General features: G+C 72.1%; 19 protein-coding genes and 1 pseudogene. 9 read left to right on the forward strand and 11 right to left on the reverse strand.

Annotation, left to right across the window (positions count from 1 at the left end):
- Positions 1-38: 38 nt before the first annotated feature.
- From AC069R_RS33195 to AC069R_RS33210, 4 genes are all read right to left on the reverse strand, one after another.
- Positions 39-677: an HAD family hydrolase gene (locus AC069R_RS33195; protein ID WP_478770417.1), complete on the reverse strand. Its 639-nt coding sequence runs from the start codon at positions 675-677 to the stop codon at positions 39-41.
- Between the two features lie 181 nt (positions 678-858).
- Complete coding sequence (locus AC069R_RS33200) at positions 859-1047, reverse strand: hypothetical protein (RefSeq protein ID WP_478770418.1); 189 nt, start codon at positions 1045-1047, stop codon at positions 859-861.
- Between the two features lie 120 nt (positions 1048-1167).
- Complete coding sequence (locus AC069R_RS33205) at positions 1168-1665, reverse strand: sigma-70 family RNA polymerase sigma factor (RefSeq protein ID WP_478770419.1); 498 nt, start codon at positions 1663-1665, stop codon at positions 1168-1170.
- A gap of 276 nt (positions 1666-1941) precedes the next feature.
- The gene (locus AC069R_RS33210) at positions 1942-2091 is read right to left on the reverse strand and encodes a hypothetical protein (protein ID WP_478770420.1); all 150 of its coding nucleotides are present in this window, start codon (positions 2089-2091) and stop codon (positions 1942-1944) included.
- A 477-nt stretch (positions 2092-2568) separates the two neighbouring features.
- Here AC069R_RS33210 and AC069R_RS33215 point away from each other — a divergent pair, with 477 nt between their 5' ends.
- Entirely contained in the window at positions 2569-2982 is a 414-nt protein-coding gene (locus tag AC069R_RS33215) for a hypothetical protein (RefSeq protein ID WP_478770421.1), read from the forward strand.
- A gap of 76 nt (positions 2983-3058) precedes the next feature.
- On the opposite strand, the gene AC069R_RS33220 is transcribed toward AC069R_RS33215, so the two are convergent.
- Positions 3059-5563, reverse strand: coding sequence for an SdrD B-like domain-containing protein (locus AC069R_RS33220; protein ID WP_478770422.1), 2505 nt, complete (start codon positions 5561-5563; stop codon positions 3059-3061).
- Between the two features lie 92 nt (positions 5564-5655).
- Here AC069R_RS33220 and AC069R_RS33225 point away from each other — a divergent pair, with 92 nt between their 5' ends.
- A complete protein-coding gene (locus AC069R_RS33225) occupies positions 5656-6570 on the forward strand; it encodes a hypothetical protein (RefSeq protein ID WP_478770435.1) in 915 nt (304 codons plus the stop codon).
- A 74-nt stretch (positions 6571-6644) separates the two neighbouring features.
- Here AC069R_RS33225 and AC069R_RS33230 read toward each other — a convergent pair whose 3' ends face one another.
- Complete coding sequence (locus tag AC069R_RS33230; protein ID WP_478770423.1) at positions 6645-7994, reverse strand: right-handed parallel beta-helix repeat-containing protein; 1350 nt, start codon at positions 7992-7994, stop codon at positions 6645-6647.
- A gap of 87 nt (positions 7995-8081) precedes the next feature.
- On the opposite strand from AC069R_RS33230, the gene AC069R_RS33235 reads away from it, so the two are divergent.
- On the forward strand, positions 8082-9263 hold the full coding sequence (locus AC069R_RS33235) for a Dyp-type peroxidase (protein WP_478770424.1): 1182 nt from the start codon (positions 8082-8084) through the stop codon (positions 9261-9263).
- Positions 9264-9446: 183 nt separating this feature from the next.
- Here the strand turns inward: AC069R_RS33235 and AC069R_RS33240 are convergent, their stop codons facing one another.
- Positions 9447-10184: a DUF4232 domain-containing protein gene (locus AC069R_RS33240; protein ID WP_478770425.1), complete on the reverse strand. Its 738-nt coding sequence runs from the start codon at positions 10182-10184 to the stop codon at positions 9447-9449.
- Between the two features lie 463 nt (positions 10185-10647).
- On the opposite strand from AC069R_RS33240, the gene AC069R_RS33245 reads away from it, so the two are divergent.
- The 5 genes from AC069R_RS33245 to AC069R_RS33265 all read left to right on the forward strand — a co-directional run bounded on the left by AC069R_RS33245 (position 10648) and on the right by AC069R_RS33265 (position 18889).
- Positions 10648-13110: an ATP-binding protein gene (locus tag AC069R_RS33245; protein WP_478770426.1), complete on the forward strand. Its 2463-nt coding sequence runs from the start codon at positions 10648-10650 to the stop codon at positions 13108-13110.
- Positions 13111-13285: 175 nt separating this feature from the next.
- Positions 13286-14323, forward strand: coding sequence for a C40 family peptidase (locus AC069R_RS33250; protein WP_478770427.1), 1038 nt, complete (start codon positions 13286-13288; stop codon positions 14321-14323).
- A gap of 293 nt (positions 14324-14616) precedes the next feature.
- A complete protein-coding gene (locus AC069R_RS33255; protein ID WP_478770428.1) occupies positions 14617-15000 on the forward strand; it encodes an effector-associated constant component EACC1 in 384 nt (127 codons plus the stop codon).
- A 6-nt stretch (positions 15001-15006) separates the two neighbouring features.
- Positions 15007-16302 carry a caspase family protein gene (locus AC069R_RS33260; RefSeq protein ID WP_478770429.1) on the forward strand — a complete coding sequence of 432 codons (1296 nt, stop codon included), beginning with the start codon at positions 15007-15009 and terminating at the stop codon, positions 16300-16302.
- Positions 16202-18889, forward strand: a complete 2688-nt coding sequence (locus tag AC069R_RS33265) for a DEAD/DEAH box helicase (protein ID WP_478770430.1) — start codon at positions 16202-16204, stop codon at positions 18887-18889. The genes AC069R_RS33260 and AC069R_RS33265 overlap by 101 nt, the downstream gene beginning before the upstream one ends.
- A 309-nt stretch (positions 18890-19198) precedes the next feature.
- Here the strand turns inward: AC069R_RS33265 and AC069R_RS33270 are convergent, their stop codons facing one another.
- The 4 genes from AC069R_RS33270 to AC069R_RS33285 form a co-directional block, all read right to left on the reverse strand.
- Complete coding sequence (locus tag AC069R_RS33270) at positions 19199-20851, reverse strand: trypsin-like serine peptidase (RefSeq protein ID WP_478770431.1); 1653 nt, start codon at positions 20849-20851, stop codon at positions 19199-19201.
- Between the two features lie 516 nt (positions 20852-21367).
- A complete protein-coding gene (locus AC069R_RS33275; protein WP_478770432.1) occupies positions 21368-22120 on the reverse strand; it encodes a hypothetical protein in 753 nt (250 codons plus the stop codon).
- 1589 nt (positions 22121-23709) lie between these two features.
- Positions 23710-24273, reverse strand: a complete 564-nt coding sequence (locus AC069R_RS33280; RefSeq protein ID WP_478770433.1) for a GNAT family N-acetyltransferase — start codon at positions 24271-24273, stop codon at positions 23710-23712.
- 627 nt (positions 24274-24900) lie between these two features.
- The gene (locus AC069R_RS33285; RefSeq protein WP_478770434.1) at positions 24901-25245 is read right to left on the reverse strand and encodes a tyrosine-type recombinase/integrase; all 345 of its coding nucleotides are present in this window, start codon (positions 25243-25245) and stop codon (positions 24901-24903) included.
- Positions 25246-25560: 315 nt separating this feature from the next.
- Between AC069R_RS33285 and AC069R_RS33290 the strand changes: the two are divergent.
- A pseudogene (locus AC069R_RS33290) lies at positions 25561-26612 on the forward strand (lantibiotic dehydratase family protein).
- Positions 26613-26689 lie beyond the last annotated feature (77 nt).

Genomic DNA, 26689 nt, shown 5'->3' on the forward strand with positions numbered 1-26689 from the left:
CAACGGCTCGATCCGGTCCCACATCGCATCAGTGATCACTAATCGTACAGACACACCCGATCAACTGACTTACCGGCTAAAGAGACACGCGCTAGGCGCTCGGCGGGCGTCAGTCCCCCTGCGTACCCGAACGCACGCATCCCCGCGGCGCGCGCCGCCCGCACACCGGGCGCGCTGTCCTCGACCACCGCACAGCCGGCGGGCTCGACCCCCATGCTCCGGGCGGCGTGGAGGAACAGGTCCGGCGCCGGCTTGCCGCGGGCGACCTCGGCGGCGCTGTAGATGCGGCCCGCGAAACGGTCGTAGAGTCCGGTACGGCCCAAGGTGTGCCGCATCTTGTCGTGCGACCCGCTGGAGGCCACGCAGGTCGGCAGGGTGAGCGCGTCGAGGGCCTCCACCAGCCCCTCGACGGGCGCGAGTTCGGCGTCGACGGCCTGGCGGTGCCGTTCCTCGAACCGCCGCGCCCAGACCGCGGCGGTCTCCGTGCCCAGCCGCTCGGCGACCTGCTCGCGGATCGCGGCGTGCGAGCGGCCGATGAACCGGCCGACCACCTCGTCCTCGCTCAACGCCCAGCCCAGTTCCGCGCCGAGGGCGACCTGGAGGCGGACGGCGATGCGCTCGCTGTCGACCAGTACGCCATCGCAGTCGAATATGACGAGCTCGATCGGCTTGATCATCCCGGCAGGATAGACGCTTGCCCGGCGTACCGCCCCCTCTCCCCCGAGGAGGTGGCACGCCGGGCGTGGTGTCCAGCTGTCGCGGCGCTACTCGTCCGAGGCCGGGTCCGTCCCCCGTGCGGATCTGCCCTCGAATCCCCCGCGTGCTCCCTCGCCCCGACCGCTGGCTGTGCTAACTGGATCAGCAGGTATGGAATGAAAGCGAGTTGGCCGAGACACTCGCCCTGTCTCGGTCGTCCTCCTCCAACTGATCCTCGACGCGATCCAGCAGCGCCTCCCAGCTCACCGGATCAATCTGCGGCGGGGGCTGCCGAGTTGGTGCCCGGCATGCCGCCGCCGCCTGGCGGAGCAGTTCGAATGTCTGATACATCCCGCGTATTCCCTCCCGAGGTGCGCGTGTGGGCCTTGTTCGTCTTCCGGGTCGCTAGGACCCAACCTGGGCTCACGGGAGGCGACATGGGGCCCCCTCCCGTGAGTCCGAGTAGCGGCACTAGCTCGTCACGTCGCCCAGTACCTCGTCGTAGATCGTCTGCTTGTAGGACTCCAGGGCCTTGCACACGTCCTTGAACCGGCGGCCCACCGTATGCCGGTCGATCTTGAGGTGACGCGCGATCTCCGCCTGGTTGAGGCCCTCGATGATGGCGAGCCTGCCGACCGGGTACAGCCTGTCCGGCAACTTCTCGGCGAGGAAACGGTCGATGGCCTTGAGGCGGACCTCCCGTGCGTGGTCGCCCTCGTCCGCCTCGACCGGCAGCTCGGGGAACTCGTGCACCGGCGACGAGAGATCACGGTCCCTGCCGCGCGCCGCGTCCGCGATGACGTCGCGCATCACCTTGCGCGCGAAGGCCCGTCCGCCGTCCCGCCGGTCGAGCACGAAGTCCGGCCTCGACCAGGCGCGCACCAGTTGGAGCACGCAGCTCTGCACCAGGTCCTCCAGCAGGTACTGCATGCGCGCCTGGCGCACCATGCCTTCGAGGAACGGCTTCAAGCGCCCCAGCTCCTCGACCTGTTCCGCCGTGAGCCGTCGGCGGGGCTTGGGCTCCGGGGCGGGACGGGCGCCGGGGACAGGGTCCGGCGGGGTACTCGGTGGGTCGTTCGGCTCCGTCGGCCCTCGAACGTCGGGGGCATTGCGCATAGGGACCAGTCCTTCCCGTCAGTCAGCCAACTCGTCACTGGCCTGCGGCAGTTCACCGCTCATCCATCCATGCCGTGGGGTGGGGTCCGTACGGTGCGTTTTCGGCGCACGAGTTCCGGAAGCCGGCGTTCACCCCAGCACCTGGAGCAGGAAGACCGCGACGCCGGCGCCCACGAGCAGGGCGACCCCGAGCGGCGGGTCGAGAAAGGCGACGTAGGTGACCAGCCCCGCGACGACCAGGATCAGCAGGGCGCGTTGAAGCTTGTGGATGGGGTCCATTCGGGCTGCTCCAAGGGCGAGTTACGACGCCGGTTCCGGTCCGCTGCGACCGGTCACCCGGCGATTCACCTGAGCAGGCCGCACGGGCAACCCCCCGAGGGAGCGCGCCGCACGGTGACCATCCTCACCTCGCCCCACGCGCCTACCGCACCCCGCCTTCAGGGACGTCGGGGGGAAAGCCGTTGTGGAAAGTGAGTAGGCTGCGGTGCCGTTCCCGCAGAGATGTCATGCCCATTTGAAAGGCCGCAGTTGAGCACGCCACCGTCGTATCCCGATCCCCGGCAGCTGCAGGGGTCGTATCCGCAGGCTCCCGGTCCGTATCAGCAGCCGCAGGCGCCGGGGCCGTACGCCCAGGTGCCGGGGCCGTACGCGCCCGTGCCGGAGTCCTATGCGCAGCCGGGAGCGGTCCAGTACGCGCCCGCTCCGGGGCCGTATCCGCTGGCGCCCGCGCCCGTTCCCGGTCCGTATCAGCACCCGATGCCGGTCGGTGGGGCGATGCAGGCATGCCAGCTGTGCGGGGCGGGGCCCGCGGCGCAGGTCACGGTGCGGGGGCATCAGGGCATGATCGTGATCATGCGTTCCCTGCGCCGCAGGGGGATGATGTGCCGCCCCTGCGCGCTGGCCACCTTCCGGGAGATGCAGGCCAACACGCTGGTGCAGGGGTGGTGGGGGCCGATGTCCCTGGTCATCACGCCCATCACGCTACTGAGCAATCTCGGTGCCCTGTCCACGATCCGCCGGATACCCGAGCCGGTCCTGGCCGGGCACCGGCCTCCGCTGAACCCCGGCAAGCCGGTGTTCAAGCGGCCGCAGGGCATCGTGGGCCTGGTCCCGCTGCTGGGGGTGCTCGGCATGGTGCTGCTCGTCGTCATCGGCATGGCGGCCGGTTAGCGCGGCGAAGAGACTGCGTCGAGGGTGACGGGCCGGTGCTTTGGGCACCGGCCCGTCTTCCGTTGGGTTCCGGTCGTCAGCGGTGCTGCCTGGCGCGCCACTTGCGGCCCGCGTAGACGCATCCCGCGCCCGCGCAGAGCAGCAGGGCGACCAGGGAGAGGGTCCTTCCCATGCCGGCCAGGCCGGTGCTGGCGAGGGGGCCGCCGCCCTGGCCCGCGCCGCCCGGTGCGGGGGCCGGGGACGCTCCGGTGGTCGGCGGTGCCGAGGGCGAGGGGCCGGACGCCGTGGGCGACGGGGTGGGGGCCGGCGGCTTGGCCTTGGGGAGGTACACGCCGGCGTCGATGGTGTGGTCGACCCCGCCCGGCTTCGCGGGTGCCGTGACCGGCGCCTGGCCGCTGCACAACGGCCCGGTGGTCGGCGGGGTCACGTTGGAGTCGTGGGCCCGGTCGTCGCCGGCCCGCGGGAGGGTGAACCGCAGTGCGGTGGCGGCGGGGCGGCCGGGCACCTCACTGGTGTCCGCGGTGCACACGTCGAACCGTACGGTGTACTTCGCGCCCGGCGTCAGCTGGTAGTCGGCGCCGACCCCGCCGAAGTAGTACTCGCCGTCGGCATCCGTTTTGGTGCTGGCGACCCGCTTGCCGTGGGCGTCCAGCAGGTCGATCGTCGCGCCCGGCAGCAGCACCTGCCCGGCGTTCTGGATGCCGTTGTGGTCGCCGTCGTACCACACCACGTTGCCGATCTGGACCGGCGCGTTCGCCGCGGCGTACGCGATGTCGCCGAGGCCGCCGGCCTTGCCGAACCCGTTCTGGTTCGGGCCAATGAACTGGTAGGCGTTGGCGGCCGGGTCGTTGCCGGGTCCGGCGCCGGTGCTGATGTCGTAGTAGCCGGTGCCGTCGGTGATGACGTTGCCGGTCGGGTCCATCTGCGTGCTGACGACCCACTGCTGCTGCGGGATGTAGGCGACCGAGCCCAGCGAGGACTCCTGGTGCGGTCCGGGCTGTGTCGCGGAGCCGCCGTTCGGGAAGAAGTCGCCCGGAAAGTACTCGGTGACGCCCGGTGCCTCGGCGCCGTCGGCGGCGGAAGCCGCGTGGTCGGGGCAGGCGCCGGTGCCTTCCCAGTCGTACCCGCCGGCGGGCTTGGCGCAGGCCATGTTGATGTCGCCGCCGGACATGCCGTTCTCGGGGTCGTCGTTCGACGGCCTGGGGTCGAGGCCGCCCCAGCTGACGATGTCCATGAACCGGTCGCGGAAGCCGAGGATCAGCGAGCCGTCGCGGGCGAAGGCCATGCTGGCGAGTTCCGGCTGCGGGTCGATCATCGTGCCGTTCAGCTTGAAGCTGTCCCAGTCCTTCAGGCTGCCGTTCCACGGGTTCCAGAAGTGGGCCTGCGGGAATGCGGCGTCGCTGCTGAGCACGTCGCCGCGCTGGTCGGTCAGCGTGTGGGTCAGCACCGGGGTGAACCGCTTGCCGTCGTAGGCGTAGACGACGGCCTTCAGGTCGTCGCGCTTCCGGGTGCTCTCCGCGTCGCACACGCCGCCGACGTACAGGGTGTTGTCGTGCGTGGTCAGACCGAAGGGCCGCCAGTCGCCGGAGGCCGCGCAGCCCGGATCGGGGATCGGCACGGTCGCCTTGGGCGCCGGGGCCCGCGTCCCGGTCGCGTCGAAGCTCACCAGCGCCCGCGTGCGCAGGTTCACCGCGTACAGCGTCGAGCCGTCCTCGGACAGGGCCAGCCCGCCGATGCTCTCCTTGCCCGGCGCGTCGGTGAAGCCCGCGTCCTTGATCAGGCGCGCGGTGTCGTGCGGGGTGACCGAGGCGCCCGGCACCTTCGCGAACAGCTTCGGGGCGCCCCCGCCGGCGGCCGGCACGGTGTAGATCGCGTCGCCGCCGTCGGGACCGTACTTGGTGTAGCGGCGGGCGAACTCGGCCTGGAAGAGGCGCTGTCGGTCCTTGTCGTAGGCGAGCCCGAAGGTGGTGCCCACCTGGTCCTGGGTGTCGAGTACGGCCGGACACGCCGTCTTGTCGGGGCAGTTGCCGCGGGCGCTGGTGCCGAAGGCCACCAGGGAGCGGGTGTCCGTCCCGCTGCCGCCGTTCTGGATCGGCACGAAGTAGCGGGAGTTGGGCAGGGCGTAGTCGGCCGCGTCCCAGACGCCGGTGATCACCGAGGCGTCCTTGCCGCCCGAGACGTCCACGAACGAGGTGAAGCTGTCGAAGTGGTTCGCCGCCGTCGAGGCCGGCGCGGCCCGGAGGTAGCCGCTGTAGGGCGCCGGGACGCTGACGTCGACGCGGTACCGGCCGCCGGTCAGTTCGGCCGACGGCTGGACGGCGACTTTTCCGGTGGCGTCGGTGACGCCGGTGACGTGGTGTCCGGCGGGGTCGGTGACGTCGACCTTCATGCCGCGCTGCGGCACGTCCATGGTGGTGTTGATGACGCCGGTGCCGAAGAAGTCCCGCAGTGTCTCGACGGTCAGTGTGCCGTCGGTGGTGGCGGCGCCGGCCTGCCCGGCGCCCGTCGCGATCGTACCGGTGGCGCCGCCCATCAATAACAGACCGGACAGCCCCACCCGCAGCAGCCTACGTAATGGCATCGCATTCCTTTGCGTTGTCTGCGTCGTCGCCCGACTCGGCGAAATGACGGCAACCCCCGTATGGAGAGTACAAGTTGACGGCTCGTCAGAACATGGAAACGGGGAAATGGGAGACGCTCCGGCAAAAGCTGTTAGCGTCGCGCCGCGTGTGGACCAAGAGACGCGTGCGGACCGGGGAAAACGAGCGGGGCCTTGGGCGGGGAGCGGCGGATGGGCGCCGCCGGTGGCCGCGATTACCGTGGATCGCGGGCGGGGTCGCCGCCGCGGCGGCGACGGCGGCGTTCGCCCTCCTTGGCAGTGGCGGCCCGGCCGGCCGGCGGCCGCTGACGCCGGACGAGGCGAACCGGCTGGCGGTCACACGCTTCCTCAACTACCAGGCGGGCGGACGCGCGGTGACGATCACCGTGCCGGGCACCGCCGGCGGGCTGGTCGTCACCGGGTCCGTCGACTACCGCGCGGGGATCGGGTACGGAGTGGTGCGCGGCACCGGACGCGACACGTCCAGCGACGGGCTGATCCAGTGGACGGCCGCCACCGTGCTCGTCCACCCCATGACCGGTGCCCCGGACTCGGCGCCGCCCGTGCCGCCCGCGTCCGGCTGGTACCGCCGCCCGCTCCTGAAGTCCGGCAGCGCACTGGACAGTTCGCTGGCCATCGCGCTGGGCCTGGGCAGCGACCGGCCGGACAACGCGGAGCTGCTGCCGCAGAACGGCGCGGCGATGGCCGGACGGGACACGGTGCGCGGCCATTCGGTGGAGATCATGACCGGCCCGAACGCGCATGCCAAATCCGGGAATTCGACCGCCCTCGAATCCGAAACCGGGGACAGCGTGCGCTATTGGATCGGTGCGGACGGGACGATGTACCGGGTGCGGGTCGGTGTGGCCTCCGAGTCGCGGCCGGTCGTCATCGATTTCGACACCCGGAAATACGTACCCGTCCGGTCCGCGCCCGGCATGTCGGCGGCGGGGCAGTCGCCCGCGCCCGGCATACCAGCGACGGAGTAGTCGCCCGCGCCCGGCATTTCAGCGACGGGGTAGTCGCCCGCTCCCCTGGCCGGCCCGATCGCCGGTCGACCCGCTCAAGAGGTGTGCACCCGCGCCGCGTCGGCGAGCAGGGACGGCGGCGGCAGCGGGACGCGGGTGAGGTCCGGGAGCGCGGGCACGGCCGGCAGCTCGGTGGCGCCGGTGGTGGTGGCACGCGGGAACTGCGGCTGCGGGCCGGGCGCGGCCACCTCGGTGAACGGGATGCCTCCGGGGGCCGACGGGGACCGCCAACTGCCGGACGGTGTAGGTGAGTCGGGGGCGAGCGGACAGGACGCCGTCGCCGCGAGCCGTGCGGGCACGGTCGTACGCAGCGTGTTGCCGTGCAGGCAGTTGCCCTTGCCGTGGGTCGCGGTGGGGAACGTCCAGCCGATGTCGACGCCGTTGGCGGCGAAGGTGTTGTCCGTGATCCGGTTGCCGTCGGGCGGCACGTCGGCGGTCGCGGTGATCACCAGCCCGGCGTTGCTGTTGCCGGTGATCCGGTTGCGGAGGAAGCGGTTGTCGCCGCCACCGTCCACACCGATGCCGATCCCCCAGCCGCCGTCGGCCTGTTCGGGGGTCCGCGCCTGCTGGTTGTCCGCGATCAGGTTGCCGGCGACGACGGCGCCGCGCTGCGGGAGCAGCTTCTCCTGGTGGTCGGAGTCGGTGGTCAGACCGACGCGGTTGCCGGTGAGGCGGTTGCCGACGACGTACAGGTCGCCGCCGGCGTTGGTGCCCTCGTACCCGACCGCGTTGAGCTCGGCGATGTTGTCGCGCACCACGACGCGGCACGGCTTGCACTGTCCGACATAGATCCCCGAGTCGGCGCCGCCCGAGGTGTAGGAGTGCTCGATGACACCGTTCTGGGCGGAGAACGCGTAGATGCCGTACAGCCCGTTGCGGGTCGCGGTCACGTACGAGACCAGGAAGGACTTCAGGAAGGTGACGGGCTCGTCCCCGGTGTCGTAGCCGCCGCTGCGGCCCGGCAGTCCGGCGACCGCCGCCGCGGAGCCGGTCACCAGCACACCGTTCTGCGTGTTGTTCCGCACGGTCAGGTTTTCGACGGCCACGCCGGGCGCCGCGACGACGACGCCGTTCGGCTGGCGCAGCCGCCCGTCGATGACGACCTTGTCGCGGGAGGTGCCGCGCAGGGTGATGCGCGGCGTCCTGATCCGCACCGACTCGTGGTAGACGCCGGGGGCGACCAGGACCAGGTCACCGGGCCGGGCCAGGGACACCGCCGCCGAGATGGTCGGGGCGTCGGAGGGCACGCGGATCGTCACCCGCGCGCCCTCCGGCCGCCGGCCCTTGCCCGAGCCGCCGTCGCCGCCACCGCCGCAGCCGGCCACCAGGGCGAGCGCGCCGAGCGCCAGCGCCGCCATCACGCGAAGAGGAGCTGATCGAGGCATGGTCCCAGTCTGGCAGCGGCGCGAATTCCGCGCCGGAATACGGGAGTTGACCAGCATGGGCGTTTCCGGTGTGGCACCCTGCACTCCATGCGCCGAGCCGATCACCGCCCGTCACGCCGCGCGTTCCTCGATGCCACCGGTGCCCTGATGGCCGCCGGTCTCGCGGCCGGGTGCACGGCGGAGTCCGCCGGCTCCGGGCGGCACGGCGCGTCGGCGGCACCGGCGTCTCCAGCTCCGGTCCCGGCGCTGGGCCGGCATCAGGCGGGTGTCGCGCTTCCCCAGCCGGCCCAGGGCAATCTGCTGGTCGTGGTGGCCGACCTCGGTACGGGCGTGAACCCCGGCCCGCTGCTGGCCGAACTCGGCGCGGCCATCCGTACGTTGACGGCGGGGACCGATCCCCGGCTGCTGGGCCTGGCTCCGGGCGACCTCACCGTGACCGTCGGCGTGGGCCCCCGGCTGGTGCGCGCGGCCGGTGCCGCCCTGCCCGGCGCGGCCGGCCTGCCCGGCACGGCCGACCTGCCGCGGTTCTCCCGCGAACGGATCACCCCCCGCGAGCGCGGCGGTGACCTGCTGCTCCAGATCTGCGCGAGCGACCCGCTGGTCGTCCCGGTCGCCGCCGCCGCGCTCCTGGAGCGGGCCGGCGACCGGGTCCGGGAACGCTGGCGGCAGTCGGGGCGCCGCGGTCCGGACGTGCCCGTGGGCAAGGATCTCGCCGCGCCGCGCAACCTGCTCGGCTTCATCGACGGCATCGTGGGCCCGCACACCGACGCCGAACAGCGGCGCGACCTGTGGCTGGCCGGGCCGCCCGCGGTCGCCGGGGGCACCCTCGCCGTCGTACGGCGCATGGAGCTGGACCTGCCGCGGTTCGCCGCGCTGTCCGTCGCCGAGCAGGAGGCGGTCTTCGGGCGGCGCCGGGCCAGCGGGGTGCCGCTCTCCGGGGGCACGGTCGCCGGGGGCCCGGACCTCGGCGCCAAGACCCCCGACGGCCGCTACCTCGTCCCCGCGGACGGCCATGTGCGCAGGGCACACGCCACGGTGGTCGGCGTCGGCCTCATGCTCCGCCGCTCCTACAGCATCGACGCGCCCGCCCCCGGTCTTCTGTTCATCAGCTTCCAGAACGACCTGCGGACGTTCACCGCCACGCTCACGCACATGGACGTGGCCGACGCGCTGCTGGGGTTCACGACGACGACGGCCAGTGCGACGTTCCTGATCCTGCCCGGCTTCGACCGCCAACGGGCGTTGGGGGAAGGGTTGTTCGCCAATTAGTGGGTGAGGTTGTGGGGTGGCGAGGGTGTGGGGGGGGTGGTGCCGTGATGCGGGCGCGCGGTCACACCAGCGGCACCGGCGGCACTGGCGACACCGGCGTGGGCCCGGAGCGTGGCGCCGACGCCGGTGTGACCATGGGTACGTGACGAGCCCCCGGCCCGCCATGCCCTCCCCCGCAGGGGCTCAGAAGTCGTCCGCGCCGTTGCGGAGTTCGGGGGTCCAGTAGCCGGTGAGGGCCTTGGCCGGGTCGACGGCGATACCGGCGCCGCCGGGCGCGGTGACCGCGATGACCGTCGGGTCGCCGGCGAGCATGACGGAGAACGCCGACACGGGCTCGTTGTCCTCCTCGCGCCCGCCGTCAGACAGCTTGACCAGGGCGTAGGCCGGGTCTCCCGCCGCGAGCACGACCGGTGCCTCCGGCTTGCTCTTGGCGACGGCCGGCACGTCCTGCTTGTGGCTCTCCAGGAACTGGATGTGCGGGAAGCTCGTCATCCGGCAGGAGTGGCCGGAGGTGTTCTTCGCCGTGAGGACGATGTGGGTGTACGGCGCGCCGCCCTGCACGGCCGCGGTGATGTGGACGTCCCGTGCGGCGCAGACCGGGGTGGAGGCGTTCACCTGCTCCCCGGACGTGCCGGACGTGCCGGTGGAGCCGCCGGTGACCTTGGTGCCGTTGGAGGAACCGGCCGATCCCGAGGAGCCGTTCGCCTCCGTCGAGCCGGAAGCTCCGCTCGAACCGTCCGAGTTGGCCGATCCCGTGGTACCGGACGCGTCGCTCCCCTTGCCGCCCGGCGACTGGGCGGAGACCGAAGAGGCAGGTGTGGGCGCCGACTTGGCGTCCCCGTCGCCCTGGCAGGCGGTGAGGGACAGGGCGAGGGCCGTGCCCGCGGCGGCGAGCAGGGCGGTGCGGCGAAGCGTGTTCATGGAGAGTTCCCCCGTGAGTGGCGTGAGTGGTGAAGGGCCGAGGCTCGGTGGCCTCGGCCGAGGTTCGTGCCGTGCGTGTCCCGCCGTACCCCTCGCCCTTCCCGGCCGTTAGTCGGACGGCAGGATGCGCGAAGGCGGACGGCGGGGCGTGTGAGGCCGTAGGGCCGGGTGGTGCGAGGCCGTACGGCGGGGTGGTGCGGAGCCGTACGGCCGGGGCGGTGCGGAGCCGTAGCGCGGGGTGGTGCGGAGCCGTACGGCGGGGCGGGTGGAGCCGGGTGGCGGGATGCACGCGAACTCGCCGGAACCGGCGCGCACACCCCGGCAACTCGGCGGTCCGTGCCCTGCGTTGAGTTCACCAGCTCCGGCCCCCGCGTCCCAGGCGGTTCCCCCGGCAGAACTGCCGTCCGCCATACTTCTGCCGGGGGCTCGCAACCGGACGAGCCGGACGATCGGGGCTTCGACGGTGCGCGACGGCACGCCTCTCACGGGAGACTTCGGACAGCGGCTGCGCCACCTGCGGACCCGAGCCGGACTGAGCCAGGAGGCGCTCTCGCACACCGCCGGGGTGAGCGTCAGGGCCCTGGCCGACATGGAGCGCGGGCGCACCCGAGGGCCCCAGCGCCGTACGGTCCAGGTCCTGGCCGAGGCCCTGGGACTGGACGACGACGAGGCGGCGGATCTGGAGAAGTCCGCTGCCGCGGGCCGCCCGCGCCCCCGGACGGCCACCGGTCCCACCGGTCCTGGCACCCTGGCGCTGCCGCGCGACATCCAGGACTTCACCGCCCGCGGCACGGCCCTGGCCCGGCTGCTGGAGCTGGCGCAGGACGCCGGTCCCGGCCGGCCGGCGGTCACCGTGGTCGCCGGTCAGCCCGGCCTGGGCAAGACCGCGTTCGCCGTACACGCCGCGCACTGCCTCGCCCCGCACTTCCCGGACGGGCAGTTCGCGCTGGACCTGCACGGCATGGATCCCGAGCCGACCACACCCCGCGACGCGCTCGCCCGGCTGCTGGCCGCGATGGGCATCGCCGACGCCGCGATACCGGCCGGCACCGACGACCGCGCGGGCCTGTGGCGCTCCCTGGCCGGCGAGCGGCGCATGCTCCTGCTGCTGGACAACGCCGTCGACGAGGCCCAGGTCGGCCCCCTGCTGCCGGGCACGGGACCGGCGCTGACCATCATCACCAGCCGGCACTCCCTGGCCGGTCTGGAAGCCGTCCACCGCACCGATCTGGCCCTGCTGCGGCGCGAGGAGGCGGTCGAGCTCCTGTCCCGCATCATCGGTCCGGAACGGGTGCGGGCGGAGGCGCAGGCCGCGCGCGACCTCGCCGACCTGTGCGGACACCTGCCGCTGGCCGTCCGGATCGCCGGGCAACGACTCCTCAGCCGCCCGCACGAACGCCTGGGCAAGCTCGTCACCCGCCTCGCCGCCGAGGGCCGCCGGCTGGACGGACTCCAGGCCGGAAACCTGCGGGTACGGGCCGCGTTCGCCCTCTCGTACCGTCAACTCGCGCCGGACGCACGGAAGTTTCTGCGCCGGTCCGCGCTGGCCGCCGGAGCGGACTTCAGCCCGGAGACCGGCGCGCTCCTGGCGGGTCTGCCGTACGACGAGGCGGTCGCCTGCGCCGAGGAACTGACCGACGCCGGGCTGCTCCAGAGCGATGCCGCCGCCGAGCGGTACCGCTTCCACGACCTGCTCCGGCTCTACGCGGCCGAGCAGGTCGCGATCGAGGACGGCCCCGAGATCCGCGACGCCGCCCTCGACCGGACCGCCCACTGGATGCTGCGCCGGGCGACCGCCGCCGCGCTGCACTTCGACGTGGAGCACGACCGGCACGCGGCGCCTGGCGACGGGGAGCGGGACGGGGACGGGCGGGTGACGACGGACCCACGGGTGACCGCGGGCTCAGCGGCACCCTTCGACCCACAGGCGCCCGTCGCCCCGCAAGCCGCTTCCGACCCGTATGCCACTCCCGCCCGGCACGGCACCCCCGCCCCCTACGGCGATCCCGACCCGGACGGAGCCCCCGCCGGCCGTGAGGAGGCGCGGGCCTGGCTGGAGGCCGAGCGTGCCCAGTGGCTCGCCGCGCTGCGCCGGGCCCATGACACCGGCCGGCACCGGCAGGTCCTGGACGCGGCGCAGGCGATGCACTGGTTCTCCGACCTCAACCAGCACTGGGAGCAGTGGGTGGAGGTGTTCCAGCGCTCCGCCGACTCCGCCCGGCTGCTGGGCAGCAGGCGGGACGAGGCGATCCACCTCAACTACCTCGCCTGGGCCCGCAACATGTGCGTCTACGACCCCCACACCGCCCTGACCGCCGCCGACGCCGCGCTCGTGGCGGCCCGCGAGTGCGGGGACGGCCTCCAGGAGGGGTGGGCCCTCGGCTACGGCGCGGGCGCGCTGCACCGGCAGGGGCGGGTGCCGGAGGCGCAGGCGCGGCTGCGCGCGGCGGCCGACTGCCTGGCCCCGCAGGAGTCCGCGCAGGCGCGGCTGGCCGAGCTGACGATCCTCAACTCCCTGGGCACCCTGCTCCGCCAGGCCGGCGACCCGGCCGGGGCCCTGGAGACCCACCGCCGCAGCGAGCGGATCTGCCGGGCGGGGGTTCCGGGCCGCACGGACGAGCTGATCGCGCTGTATCACGCGGTCGCCCGCCAGCAGATCGGCAACGATCTGGCCGCACTGGAGCGCTGGGCCGAGGCCGAGGCCCCGCTCCGCCAGGCCCTCGCCGCCTTCGAAACCGCCCAGATGCCGGCCTGGGCCGGCCCGGCCCGTCTCGACCTGGGTCATGTCCTCAGCGCCCTCGGCCACCCGGACGCCCGGCCGACGCTGCTCGCCGCCCGCGACGAACTCACCGACCTGCGCAGCCCCCGCCAGGCGGAGGCCGCCGCGGCTCTGACGGCCCTGGACGAGGCCACGACCACCCGGTGAGGCCCGTAGCCATCGCACAGCCACTCTTTCCACCCAAACGTTTGATCCAAAGGTAAGAAATTCATTAAGGTCAGGCTCCAACCCCCGTTCAAGGCTCACTCAGACGGAGTGACAGCGGCGGGCCCCGCCCACCGCAGGTTCCGGCAGGCGGCCGAAGGAGCAAGGAGTTCCCCCGGTGGCCTCCCATCGTCGACCCAAGCAGCCCAGCCGCACGCGTGTCACCGTCCTGACCGGCGCGGCGGCGGCTGCCGTGGCCCTGAGCGCGCAGGCCGCCAACGCCGCTCCGGGCACGAAGCCCGGCAAGGACGAGGTCAAGGCGAAGGTCGACAAGCTCTACGAGCAGGCCGAGCAGGCGACCGAGAAGTACAACGGCGCCAAGGAGCGGCAGCAGAAGCTCCAGAAGGAGATCTCGGCGATCCAGGACGGCGTCGCCCGCGGCCAGCAGGAGCTGAACAAGCTGCGCGACGGGCTGGGTTCGCTGGCCAGTGCGCAGTACCGCTCCGGCGGCATCGACGCCTCGGTCCAGCTCTTTCTCTCCGCCGACCCGGACGACTTCCTGGACAGGGCCGCCACGCTCGACCAGTTGAGCGGCCGGCAGCTCGCCGCCCTGAAGCAGATCCAGGGCAAGCAGCGCGAACTCGCCCAGCGGCGCGCCGAGGCGACCGAGAAGCTCATGGACCTCGCCGCCACCCGCACCGAGCTGGGCGAGAAGAAGCAGGAGATGCAGGGCAAGCTCGCCAAGGCGCAGAAGCTGCTCAACTCGCTTACGGCCAAGGAGAAGTCGGCCCTCGCCGAGGACCAGCAGCGGGCCGGCCGCTCCGCCACCGAGCGGGTGCGGCTCGGCGACGACAGCTCCGCCTCCGGCCGGGCCGCCGCCGCCTTCTCCGCCGCCCGGAGCCAGCTCGGCAAGCCGTACTTCCGCGGCGCCACCGGCCTCGCCTCGTACGACTGCTCGGGCCTGACCTCCTGGGCTTACGCACAGGCCGGCGTTCACATACCGCGTACCTCGGAGGAGCAGGCGGGCATCGGGACCCGCCTCACCCGGAGCCAACTCCAGGTCGGTGACCTGGTGTTCTTCTTCAACGACCTGCACCACGTCGGCCTCTACGCGGGCAACGGCCAGATCCTGCACGCCCCGCGCACCGGCACGGTCGTACGGTACGAGTCCATGGACACCATCGGCGGCCCGTTCATGTTCGGCGTCCGGGTCTGAAGCCGCCCCGGAGCATGCCGGGCTGCTCGCAGCCGCGGTCCGCGGCCGGCCGGCGCCTCGCCGGGCGCCGCCACGGCGTGGCCGGGGGCGGGGGCAGGGCGCCGGCCCACTCTCCGAGCGCTCGTCCATGACCGGGTCGCGCCTGCCGCGAGGCACGCGCCCGGCCATCGTCGGCCGGTTTCCCGCCAACGACAGGGGCGGCGGACCGGCGCGGGGGCCCATTGTCAGTGCCGGGCGCTAGTGTCGTTCGCCCGGCAAGGAGCCGGTGAATTCAGGGGAAGTACGAGACCGCCATGCCCGACAACCACACCGGATACCTGATCTCCGTCGTCGACGACGATCCGCTGCGCGCCCGCAAGGACGCGCGCGAGCTGCTCGCCGCGCTCGGCGAGGTGGACCCCACCGCCAGGCTCGACCTTCCGGAGCGCGACATAGCGGTGGGAGCCACCGACAAGGGCGGGCCGTCCGCCGAGACCGTCGGGCTGCTGCTGAGCGCCGGTTCGTTCGTCGTCGCGCTGGTGCAGACGTGGCTGGCGCGGGTCCCCCAGCGCACCATCGTGGTCAGGCGGCCCGACGGCGCGACCCTGCACATCACCGGCAAGGAGGCCCGCGAAGACGACACCCTGGTCGAGCGGTTCCTCGCGGACGACGGCGACGACGGCACCCCCGCGAGCTGAGCGCCGATGACCGACAACGACCGGTACGCGCTGCTCGTCGGCGTCTCCACGTACGACAGCGAGGCCTACGCCGACCTCCCGGCCGTACGCGCCGATCTGCACTACATGCGGGCGGTGCTGGAGAACACCGAGATCGGCATGTACAACGAGTGCGCGCTGGCCGCCGAGCCGACGCGGGCGGAGATGCTGCACGCCGTCGAGTCCTTCCTGGAGGCTCGGCAGCCCAGTGAGACCGCGCTGCTCTACTTCAGCGGGCACGGCGAGTACTGCGAGCAGGACGGCCAGCTGTACTTCCTGACGCGGGACACCGACCCGGCCGACCTGCCGGGCACGGCCGTACCGGCGGAGTTCCTGGAGCGGATGCTCCAGTCCTGCCGGGCGGCCTCCAAACTGGTCCTGCTGGACTGCTGCTCCAGCGGGTCCGTCGTCCAGGGCTGGACCGCCAAGGGCCCATCGGGGGAACCGGACCGGCCCGCGCCGAGCACCCTGCTGCGGCCGACCGGCGTGTACTTCATCACCGCGTCCGACGCCCTCCAGGCGGCCTCCGCGATGGCACCGCCCGGATCCAGCCTCGGCACCTCCCGGTTCACCGGGGAGATCGTCGAGGGGCTGCGCAACGGCCGGATCAAGGACGGCGGCTGGATCACGCCGGACGACCTCTTCGACTACCTGACCGCCCAGATGACCGGCGACGGCGTGCCGGAGGAGCAGCGGCCCACCAAGTCCACGATCAGGGCCACCCGCAGCCTTCCCTTCGCCCGTTCGGTGGCCCGGCCGGTACGGCTCCCCGCGCTCCCCCAGGACGCCCTGGGAACCGTCCACCACTCCCCCGCGCTGCTCAAGGCCCGCGAGCTGGCCGAGGCGGACGAACGGGACGGTGTCGACCGCCGGCGGCTGCTGCGCTACTACGCGGACTGCCTCACGGCGCAGGCGGCGGCCGCGATGCGGCCGGACCGGGACGGCGGCCGCGACAAGAAGTACTTCCTGCTGGCCAAGGGCGAGGAGACCATCCAGTCGGGACGCGGACCGCACATCCTTGCGCCCGGAGCGCTGCCCCGGCCGCAGGACGGCGGCTCGGGCACCGAGGCGGGCTCGCGCCAGGAGTACTGGTACGGCTATCCGGCGATCACCCTGCCCGCGCGGGACGGCGGCCGGGGGCGGCGCGCGACGGTGGAGCTGGCGCCCTTGCTCATCCAGCAGAATGGAGCTGGCGCCGGACGAGGAGGGCCGGGACGTGCTCCGGCCCAGCGGGGTGCCGTCCCTGCACAGCGGCGTCGTCTCGGAGCTGCTGGACGCCGGTGACGCGGCCGACCTGGTCGCGCGCTGGCAGCCGGCCTGGCAGGAGGGCAACCGCGCCCAGATGCTGCGCGCCATCAGGGAGTTGCTGGACGAGCTGGGGCTGCCGGAACTCGAACCGCTGGACCCGGCCGCGCTGAGCGACCGTACGGTGCTGCAGGCGCTGCGGCCCGGCGCGCACAACGCGGCGGTGCTGCTGGTGCCTTCGGGCGCGGAGGCCATGGCCACCCAGGCGCTGGTGGACAACCTGCTCCAGATCTCGACGCGGACCGCGCAGATCGAGGGCACCGCCCTGGACGCGCTGCTGAACGGCGGGACCGGACAGGCCCCGGCCGCCGCGGCGAGCCCGGTGACGCCGGTCGCTCCGGGGCCGTGCAACGAAAGCCAGGAGCTGGTGATCTCCTCGGCGATGACCCAGCCGCTGACGGTGGCGACCGGGCCGCCCGGCACGGGAAAGAGCGAGGTCGTCACGGCGGTCGTCACCACCTGCGTCGCCGCGGGGCAGTCGGTGCTGGTCGCCTCCACGAACAACGAGGCCGTGAACGTCGTCGCCCAGCGCTGCGACGACATCGCGCCCGGACTGCTGATGCGCACGGGCAACGTGGAGGCGCTGGAGCGGGAGGCGGCCAAACTGGAGCGGCTGCTCGCCGAACCGGCCGGGGCGCCGCCGCGCGGATCGGCCACCGTGGGCGGCGCGCTGCGCAACACACGGGAAACGGCCGACCGGCTGCGGACCCGGGCGGCACAGCGTGTCGCCGAGGAGGGCAGGCTGCTGGAGCTGCTCCGCGACCGGGAGGAGCGGGCCGCGGCCCTGGAACTGCCCCTGACCCTGCTCGAAGGGGCCTGGGCCGCGGACGGCCCGGCCCCGCTGGGCCGGTGGGCGCAGCGGGCGCGGAAGACGGCCGGGGCCCGCCGGTGGCAGCTGGGGGCGTGGCGGCGCGGGCGGACGCTCGCCGCGCTGGTCGCGGCGGTGACGGAGCGCCCCGAGGGGTCCGGCACGGCATGGCCGGCGTGGGCGACGGAGCGGCCCGTGCCGCCCGCGCTGCTGGAGTCCCTGGCCAAAATCGTGTCCGTGGAGCGTGAGCTGCGGGAACTCGTCCACCGGCACGGACAGTGGGACGAGGAAGGGCTCAAGGCGTCCCGGCTGAAGACGGCGGACGCCCTGTCCGAGCTGTCGGCGGAACTGTCCCGCGCGCTGTCCGCCGAGGCGCTGAACCGCGCCGACGCGCTCATGAACCAGCGGCTCCAGGCGCTCCGCCGCCGCTCCGGCTACCAGCGCAGCCAGAAGAACCTGATGCAGCACATCAGGGGATGGGCCGTCAGCACGCATTCGGTGCGTCAACTGGAGCTGGCTCCGAAGCTGTTCGACCTCGTCGTCATCGACGAGGCCAGCCAGTGCTCCATCCCGGCGGTGCTGCCGCTGCTGTTCCGGGCCCGCCGCGCGCTGATCATCGGTGACCCCATGCAGCTCGGGCACATCCCCGGCGTGCCGCCGCAGCAGGAGCGCCAGGCACGGATACGGGCCGGGCTGAGCGCCGCGCAGCTGGAGCACCACCGCCTCACCTACCACGTGCACTCCTCGTACCACGCGGCCGAGCAGCACGGCGAGGGCGCGCTGCTCCTGGACGAGCACTACCGCTGCCATCCGCGGATCGCGGACGTCGTCAACTGCCATTGCTACGGCGGCCGGTTGCGGGTGCTGACCGACGTACGGCGGCAGGTGCCGGCGCACGACCCGGTGGGGGCGGCCGACCCGGCGCCGGTGCTCGGCTGGGTCGACGTACCGTCCGGGGAATCGGCGCGCGGCGGCGACGGGCGGTCCTGGCGGAACGCGGCGGAGGCGGAGGCCGTCCGGCGCGTGGTCGACGGACTGCTGGCGGGTCTTCCGCCGGACGCGACGGTGGGCGTGGTCACGCCGTTCCGGGCGCAGAAGGAGGCACTGGCCCGGATGTGGCGGGACGACGACCGCGTCCGGGTCGGCACCGTCCACACCTTCCAGGGCGGACAACGGGACGTGATGGTGCTCAGCCCGGTGGCGGCGCACAACACCCCGCCCCGGACGACGCACTGGGTCGCGAGTCAGGTCAACCTGTGGAACGTGGCGGTCACTCGGGCCAAGTCGCAGCTGATCGCGGTGGGTTGCCGCGCCTTCTGGCAGGGCCAGAGCGGACTGCCCGCCCTTCTCGCGGCGCGTGCGGTGCCGCTGGGAGCGGCCGGCGAGGGTACGACGGCCGAGGCCGGCGCGCCCGGCCCGGCGACCGGGGCCCGCGAGGATCTCGCCGACCGCCTCCAGCGGTACCTGGCCGGGCGGGGCATCACCGATCTTGAGCGGGCCGTTCTGGTGGGCGGCCACCCGGTGGACCTGCTGTTCACCGACGCCGGAGAGAACACGGCGATCCTGATCGACCCCGGCCCGGCGCCCGGCACGGACCCCGCACGGCACCTGCGGCTGACCCACGCCCGCGGCGACCTGCTCACCGGACTGCCCTCCGGAGGCCACGGAGCCAAACCGGGCCCCGTGACCCGGACGGTACGGGTCCCCGCCTGGCGCATCCTCGCGGGCGAGCCCGCGCTGACCTCCCTGTTCACCTGACCACCGGGCCCGGTGGCCAGGTCGGCCACCGGGCGCTGCCGGAGTCCCTCTGCGTCCTCTCCGGCGAACCGGAGTCGCGCAACGGCGAGAAGTGGCTGACGGGCCGCGCGGGCGACTTCCCGCGCGTACCGGTCGGCGGCGTGGACGGTCTAGGAGGGTTTGAAGCAGGAACTCGGAGGGTTTGCAGCAGGCAGAGGAACGGTCGGTGCGGCCGGAGCACTTCCGTCGGTGCTCCGGCCGGGGGATCCGGGTGGCGCGGTGGGTTCGGTCACCCGGATCGTCTCTGCCGCGGGGCGGGTTGTGGGCCGGCTACTTCGGGGGAACGAGCATGTGCTCGGTGCCGAAGGCGGCGCCGGTGTGGGTGTACAGGCTGGTCTCCCCGTCCGACCAGCGGACGACGAGGTCGTCCGGCCAGCCGTTGGAGTCGTAGCTGCCCGCTGTCATCACCGAGTCATGGGACCAGACGCTGCCGGCCGGAGCCATCTGGACCTCCTTGCCGGGGCCGCCGGGGCCCGTCTCCTGGAACTGGGAGACGTGTCCGTCGGACCAGCGCACCAGGGCGTCCCAGTTGTCGCCGCCGGTGAAGTCGCCCGCGGTCACCAAGGTGGCGTCCTTCCAGGCGCTGTTCGGCTTCATCAGCTGGTGTTCGGTGCCGAAACCCTTGTCGCCGACGGCGGTGTAGTCGGTCACTTCGCCGTCGCTCCAGCGCACCAGCAGGTCGCTGACGTACTTCGCGGTTCCGAAGCTGCCCCCGGTGATCTGGTCGGCGTGGCTCCAGACGGATCCGGCGTCGGCCAGTTTGATACCGCCGCCCATACCGTTGGTACCGACGTCGGGGAGGAGCCTGACCTCGCCGGAGTTGAATACCACCAGCAGGTCCGATCCGTTGCCGCCGGAGAAGTCGCCGCCGGTGATGGACTTGACGTCCTGCCAGACGCCGTGGGGCGCGGCCAACTGGCGCTCGCCGGTGAAGCCGCCGTTGCCGTCGCCGGTGTACAGGGTGACCTCGCCATCGGTCCACACCACGATCAGGTCGCCCTTGCCGTCGCCGGTGTACTCGCCCGAGGCCAGCAGCTTGGCATGGGTCCAGGTCTCACCGCCGCCCATGGAGTACGGCAGCGGCGGCTGGTCGTAGGTGTTGCCGTGCGAGGGGTGCTGGTAGTTCTTGGCCTCGTCGTACAGGCGGAAGAACCAGTCGCCGTGCATGGGGCTGTAGGTGAGCCAGTCCACGTCGGCGTCGTTGCCACCGCCGTTGTACCCGCCGACGTTCCCGATGATCTCGCCGGTGCCCTTCTTCCAGTCCACCTCGGAGAACCAGGGGCCGCCGGAGACACCGCCCCACATGCCATGGCACTTGGCCTGGATCTGGTAGAAGCCGGGCAGCGCCTCCGTCTGCGTGGCGCACCGCACCGGATGGTCCTCGGGGTCGTGGCTGGACGGGTAGCCGACCATCGTGACCTTGTTCAGGTAACCGGGGGTCCGCACCAGCGTGTTGGCGCCCACCGCGTCCTGCGCCTGCTGCCCGCTCTTCGAAGGCTCAAGCGAGGCGAAGGAGAAGTCCAAGTCGGAGACGGGCTTCTTGCTGTTATGCACGTACCGGTTGTCGGTGAAGAACTTGGCGACCCGGTAGAACCCGAACGTCTGCTTGTCCAGCGTGTACTCGGCGGCGTACATGGGGACGAAGACCGCCTTGCCCCCGTCGCAGTGCCCGGCGGTGAGGATCAGATTGCGTCCGGGGCTCTGCACCACGCTCGCGGTGCACTTATGGGCGTGCATCTGCTGAGTGGTGGGGTCCGTGTCATAGGTGAAGATCGTCCCGACGGACGGAAGCCCGAGGAAGTGCTCCGCGGTCGGCATGTCGGCCGCCACGCCGGGATCGGCCGAAGCCGCCCGTCGCAACCGGGCCTTGGCGCTCGGGTTCGCCTGCTGCGCGGGCTGTGCGGGGTCGGTGGCCGAGGCCATGCGTTCAGGAGTCCAGAAGCGGAGGGCGTCCGCGTCCGAAAAGTCGTCGTCACCGGTCCCGGCCGAGGCGGACCCGCCGGTGCTCGCCGAGGGGGAGGCCGGGGGCTCCCCGGTGCCGGGACCGGTCGAGGGGCCGGCGGAGGCCGAGGGCGCGGGGTCACCGGACGGTCCGGCTGACGTTCCAGCGGATGGTCCGGCGGACGGCACCGTCGCCGGGGACAGCTGGGGCGCCGGTGTGGCGGCCCGGACACTGGCCTGGGCCTGCGCGACGGTTCCCCCTCCGGTCAGGAGCAGAGCTCCGGCCGCGAGGATCACGAGGCGCGATATTCGTCTGTGTGAGGTACGCAAGGAATGCCTTCTGAGTCATGGACGAACTTGCCTCCGGACCGGAAGCGACCGGAGGGAACGCGAGAAAGACGAAGGAAGAACGGAGGAAGGTGAGGCGCACCGGCACGGCTCGCCCCACCGGTGCCCGCTTGAGCCGCCGGGGACGGTCCGCGGCTGCCGGGTCCGCCGCTACGCGGAGGGCGCGGCCTTCCGTGAGCGGCGGCGCCGTACCGCCAACGCGCCGCCGGAGGCGAGGGCCAGCCCCGCGGCCGCGAAGCCACCGGTGACCGCCCAGGACGGGCCGTCGTCCGCGACGGGCCGGCCGGCGATCACGACGTGCTGCTTCGTGGTCTGCTGCCCATGGTGGCTGACCACGGACACGGTGTAACGGCCGTTGGGTACGTCGCCTCGCAGCCGTGCGTGGCCGGCGTAGACCGTGCCGTCGTCGTCACATTTGCAGCCAGGGTCGTCCGGGCTGTCCGTCTTGATGGTCAACGGCGCTTTGAAGATGGGTGATGTGACGGTCAGGGCGTCTTCCCCCGGTGCGGCCCGCAGGTCGGTGAGGACCACCCGGACGTCAGTGCCCGGCCGGAGGGAGGCGGGTGTGCCGCTGCCGGGGTACGCGTTCCTGGGACCGATGACGAACCGGTCGATCTGCGCCGAGTTCTCAGCCGCGACCTTGAGCCGCAAGGTCGCGACAGCACGGCCATGGCTCGTAGCGGTGACCGGGTAGGTGCCCGTGCGCAGGCCCGAGCGGATGCGGTGGTCCGTTCCCGGCGCGTCCACCTGGACCGACTGCGTCGACCCCTTCTTCAGGGGAGTCAGGGTGATCGCTTCCTGGAGAGCCGGGGAGGTGACTTCGACCTTGTCCCATCCCGGTGGCATGCCGTCGACGCTGAACCAGATGTCGTCACCCGCCTCCGGGGCGAGGTTCTGAGCCACGTGGTACTCCAGGCGGACGGCCGGAGCCGGGCCGGCGCTCGCGGCCGATGCCACTGCCGCGCCTCCCAGCAAGGCTGCTGCGGCGAGACCGGCGACACCCACGGCCCCAACGGCATTGCGGAACAACGTTTCCCCCTTGGTCAATGGTGGCTGGGCCGGTTCGACCGCATCCACGAGTCGACCAGGAAGAGAGCGGGCGCGGGCAGCCGGTTGCCCCGACCTGCGAACAACATCGACGGCGAGCCGGTTCAGTACGCGACGGACACAGAGGTCATCTCATTCGCCCGGCCGAGTAGGTATCGGCTGGGCACGCATCCCCGGCCGACTGGTGCCGGACGAACTGTGGGAGACGTTCCAGCGGGTGATGCCGGAGGCACCGTCGCGACGTCAAGGCGGCCGACGCCAGCACGGAGACCGTGAAGTGGTGCCGGCAACGATTCTGTCCGTGGCGCGTCGGGCTGCACATGGCAGCAGCAGCCCTTGTGGTGACTCCCAGTCCGCAGCCGGTAGGCCAGGAACGGGACGCCGAAGGCCACCCGGCTGGGCCTGCTTCCGGGCTACGGCGAGCTGGAACCGGACTGCGGTTGCGACGAGCCGGACCATCCGTGCGCGCACGCGCTCGCACTGGGCTACCAGTTCTCCTGGCTGCTCGACGAGGAACCGCAGCTCCTGCTGCTGGTTCGCGGCCGGGACTGGATACGGCCCTGGAGGAGCTGAAGTCCGTCCTCCTCCTGCATGCCATGACCGGGCGGCGAGGACGAGCAGGAGGCCGGTGCGGAGGCGGCGCGGCCGGACGACCCGACCGCCACCGGGACCCCCGCCGACGAGGCGTACGCCCGCCCGGCCGTCCCCCTCCCGCCGCTTCCCCCGCTGCGCTGCGGAACGCCTGCGACCGGCCGGAGGGCTGGACCGGGGGGCCGCGAAGAGGCATGGCAGCCCGAGGGACCCGACATGGTCCGGGCGCGTACGGCGCTCTCGACGGGCTGGGAGGACGAAGGGCTGCCCGAACCGGTCGTCCGTGACAACCGCTGGACACTGTCCGGCCGGGGCCTGCAACTGCGGTACGGACGCGACGGCCGCTGGTATCCGTACCGGAAGCGGTCCGGCACCTGGTTGCCCGCCGGGCCGCCCGCGCACGACCCGGTGCCGGCGCTCGCCGAACTCCTCGACGACTTACCGCCCGACCGCCTTTCATGCACCGACTTTCCGGGTGTGGCACGACTCGGGCCGGGCGGTGCTGGGCGCGCCGCCGGAGGCCGAGCGCATGACGTGCCTGATGCACTTCGCCGAGGCGTTCGGGGTATCAGTGGAGCGCAGTCTTCCGGGGGCGGCGGAAGCGGCCCTGCGCGCGGTAGACCGCGGCTTCCTCCGCGCTGGCGGCGAGCGGGGCCGTTCCTCTGGCTGTGTGGCGGTCCGAGCCCTTTCCGGAAGTGGTACGCGGCCCGCCGGGCGGGCTGCCGACTGCTGGACGCGCGCGTGGAGTGGTACGAGCGGGCCACGGCCCCGGACGGAGTCCCGGCCTGGCTGCTGACCGCAAGGTGCGAGCCAGGCAACGGGGCCGCCCCGACCGTGCGCCGGCTGCTGTCGGCTCAGGGGCAGGGCATGCTCATGTAGAGCGCTTGCTCGCCCTCGGAGGGGGTGCCGTCGTAGAGGGCGGTGTCCAGCCCGCAGAAGGCGAAGCCCATCCGCCGGTACGCGTGGATGGCAGGCGCGTTGACATTGGTGACCTCCAGCCAGAGGTGCCCGGCACCCCGCTCGCGGGCGCACTCGACAGCGAGCCCCATCAGCGCGCGGCCAACCCCCCGGCCACGGTGCTCCGGGGCGACCTCGATGTCTTCGACGGTCAGCCGACGGTTCCATCCGGAGTACGAGACGGTGACGAACCCGGCCAGGTCACCGGCGGCCCCATGGGCGACGAAGGTGCGGGAATCCCCGTCATCGTCCTCATCACCGTCATCGTCCGACTCGTCGTCGGGAAACACCTTGGTCAGGGGCGGGTCCACGGGGATCTCCCGCAGCGCGAACCCCTCGTCGCCGACGCTCACCTGGAAGACCGTGTCAGTGATGAAGGAGCCGTCCAGGGCCCTGATGGCCTCGGTGTCCTCGGGAACGGCGGGGCGGTACCGGTAAGCGGCATTGTCAACAGTGGTCACGGCACGACGCTAAGACCGATCGGACCACGACAGGGCTGCTTTCGGCCGACCACGCCCACATCCCACGGCATGGCCCTGGGGGCACGGACCACGCCCGGTGGGCGGCGGTGCCGTACGAGACGGCAGGTGGAAGACACGGCGCAAGAAACAGCAGATCAGAGGCGTTTCGCGACCGGCTCCAGAATCGCCACGCACTCCACATGATGCGTCATCGGGAACATGTGCGCCTGAGACCTTCGGGAGAAAACACCAGGTCAGGCCCTGTTTTCTCGACCCTCGACCGGGGCTCCCAGAGCGGCGAGCGTCAAATGAGCGTCACAGATTTCGACCGGCGTCAGGCCCTCAGCGCCGCCGCGGGTCGGTGCCCCGTTGCAGCGTGGGACCTCCACATCACGAAGCATAGCCGTCCGCGCGGCTGGAGCGCCCCGCTCTCTCGATGATCCGCACCAACCGCAGAACGCCCTCTACCCCCTGGCTCGTCATCGCGAGTCAGGGGGTAGAGGGTTCGGGGGCAGGCATCTAGGCTCTGGCCGGACGGGCCACGGACTTGCGTAACCGCGGTTCTTTGCACGAGCAAGATCAGGGCGGGCAACGGGCACCGCCAGCGCCAGATCTGCGTGACCGAAGTCACCGCGCCACTGCCAACGTCCGAGTCGAAGTGGCCCCTTCAGTCAACGCGACCGGCACGACCAGTTGGGACTCAAGCCTCGTCCACGCTCCGAGAACCGCTTCATGCGAGTCAGGGGCAAGATGCGCGTAGCGCTGAGTCGTCTGGTAACTCTCGTGACCAAGCAGATGCTGCACCTCGTACAACGAGACCCCTTGCTGCACGAGCCATGAGGCGCACGTGTGGCGCATCGAGTGCGGCGGATACTCCGGCACATGACGGAACCGACCCTTGCTGTCCTTGTACTGCGCCGCACGGACCGCCGGCCACCAGGTCTGCCGGCGCCAGTTGCCGTCGTTGAGCAAGCGCCCGGAACGCCCCTTGGTGATTGTGGTGAAGACAACTCCGTCGGGGTCACGCCGTGCATGTGCCGGGCCAGCGCCTCGCGTACATGCTCGGGGAGAGGCACCTCGCGGCGGCTCTTGGAGGTCTTGGGGTACTCCTTGATAACGGAGTTGGCGTTGGCCTCAACCACAAACAGTCGCGAGCGTAGCCAGTCGATGCGCTTGCCATGAAGACCAGCCAGTTCCCCCCAACGCAAGCCGGTGTAGAAGCCGAGCAGTGCCATCGTCTGCCACGGCTGCGGCAGCTCCGCCTCTTTCGCCGAAGTCGTCGGGCAGGTGCAGGCGGAGTTCACCGACGTGCCTGTTCACCAGGTAGAAGGACTCGTCACCAGCCTGGTTGAGCGCGGTGTGCTCATCAGCGGCCTGCACGCGCCATCCGCCACCTTCGACGCCCTCGACCACCTCGTCCAGCAGACCGAGGCCGTCGACGCCGGGCCGTGCGCCGATCTCGTTGCCGACCTGCGAGCCGTCCGAGACGCCATCGCCCAGCACAACCAGATACCGGCCCCGACAGACGGCCGCCGCCTGCGCACCGCCTTGCGCCAGAAGATGACCGCTTTGAGCACCGTCAAGGCCCAGCCCGTCACGCTGGACCTGCGCATGGACTGCTCACTGACGCTGCCCCGCAGGTTGCCCGCGAGGCAGAGAGGGCCGCCACTGTGCTGGCCCGGCTCACCGCGTACCCCTTCGGAACCCCGGCGTGGAAGGACTTCCACAACCGGTTCTTCGAGCGGTACGGCATCAACTCGCTCGTCCCCGTCCGCGACGTCGTGGATCCGGACGTCGGCCTCGGCTTCCCGTCCGGATACCGCGACGCGGAACCCGAGAAGCGGGAGGCCCTGACCCTGCGTGAACAGCGGCTGCTGTCCCTCGCCCAGGCGGCCGTGCTCGACGGCCGCGACGAAATCTGCCTGGACGAGGAGCTGATCCGCACGCTGATGGTCGGTGACCAGGACACGATGCAGGTCCCGGCCCACACCGAACTGCGCTTCCAGATCCGTGCCGCCTCCCAAACCGCTCTGCGTGCAGGCGATTTCACCCTGCATGGCATCGCACCCTCACGCGGGATCGGCACGACGATCGGCCGAAGCCTGGGACTGCTGAACTCGGAGGACCAGGCCCGCGTGGCCGCCGTGCTGGAGCGGCTGCCGGTCAACGCCCCCGGCTCGCTGCCCACGCAGGTCTCCTTCGCTCCGCTCGACCGCGGCGACGCTAATGTCACCCGCGTCGCCGAACTCCTGCCGGCCGTGATCAGCCTGGCTGAGCACCCTGCGGTGGATGAGCGCACCATCACGCTCGATGACCTAGATGCAATACCGGTGATTTAGGCTGTTTGCCGGTGGGTCGGTCTGGGCTTGGTCGGTCCGACCAGGGTTACGCGGGGTGTGTCCGGCCGGCGCGGATT

This window comes from Streptomyces sp. NPDC043952 (genome assembly GCF_056435325.1).

Excerpts from the sequence above, each read along its gene's own strand:
- AC069R_RS33195 (WP_478770417.1), bottom strand. The coding sequence starts at position 677 with ATGATCAAGCCGATCGAGCTCGTCATATTCGACTGCGATGGCGTACTG.
- AC069R_RS33200 (WP_478770418.1), bottom strand. The coding sequence starts at position 1,047 with ATGTATCAGACATTCGAACTGCTCCGCCAGGCGGCGGCGGCATGCCGG.
- AC069R_RS33210 (WP_478770420.1), bottom strand. The coding sequence starts at position 2,091 with ATGGACCCCATCCACAAGCTTCAACGCGCCCTGCTGATCCTGGTCGTC.
- AC069R_RS33215 (WP_478770421.1), top strand. The coding sequence starts at position 2,569 with ATGCCGGTCGGTGGGGCGATGCAGGCATGCCAGCTGTGCGGGGCGGGG.
- AC069R_RS33220 (WP_478770422.1), bottom strand. The coding sequence starts at position 5,563 with ATGCCATTACGTAGGCTGCTGCGGGTGGGGCTGTCCGGTCTGTTATTG.
- AC069R_RS33225 (WP_478770435.1), top strand. The coding sequence starts at position 5,656 with ATGGAAACGGGGAAATGGGAGACGCTCCGGCAAAAGCTGTTAGCGTCG.
- AC069R_RS33230 (WP_478770423.1), bottom strand. The coding sequence starts at position 7,994 with ATGCCTCGATCAGCTCCTCTTCGCGTGATGGCGGCGCTGGCGCTCGGC.
- AC069R_RS33235 (WP_478770424.1), top strand. The coding sequence starts at position 8,082 with ATGCGCCGAGCCGATCACCGCCCGTCACGCCGCGCGTTCCTCGATGCC.
- AC069R_RS33240 (WP_478770425.1), bottom strand. The coding sequence starts at position 10,184 with ATGAACACGCTTCGCCGCACCGCCCTGCTCGCCGCCGCGGGCACGGCC.
- AC069R_RS33255 (WP_478770428.1), top strand. The coding sequence starts at position 14,617 with ATGCCCGACAACCACACCGGATACCTGATCTCCGTCGTCGACGACGAT.
- AC069R_RS33260 (WP_478770429.1), top strand. The coding sequence starts at position 15,007 with ATGACCGACAACGACCGGTACGCGCTGCTCGTCGGCGTCTCCACGTAC.
- AC069R_RS33265 (WP_478770430.1), top strand. The coding sequence starts at position 16,202 with ATGGAGCTGGCGCCGGACGAGGAGGGCCGGGACGTGCTCCGGCCCAGC.
- AC069R_RS33270 (WP_478770431.1), bottom strand. The coding sequence starts at position 20,851 with ATGGCCTCGGCCACCGACCCCGCACAGCCCGCGCAGCAGGCGAACCCG.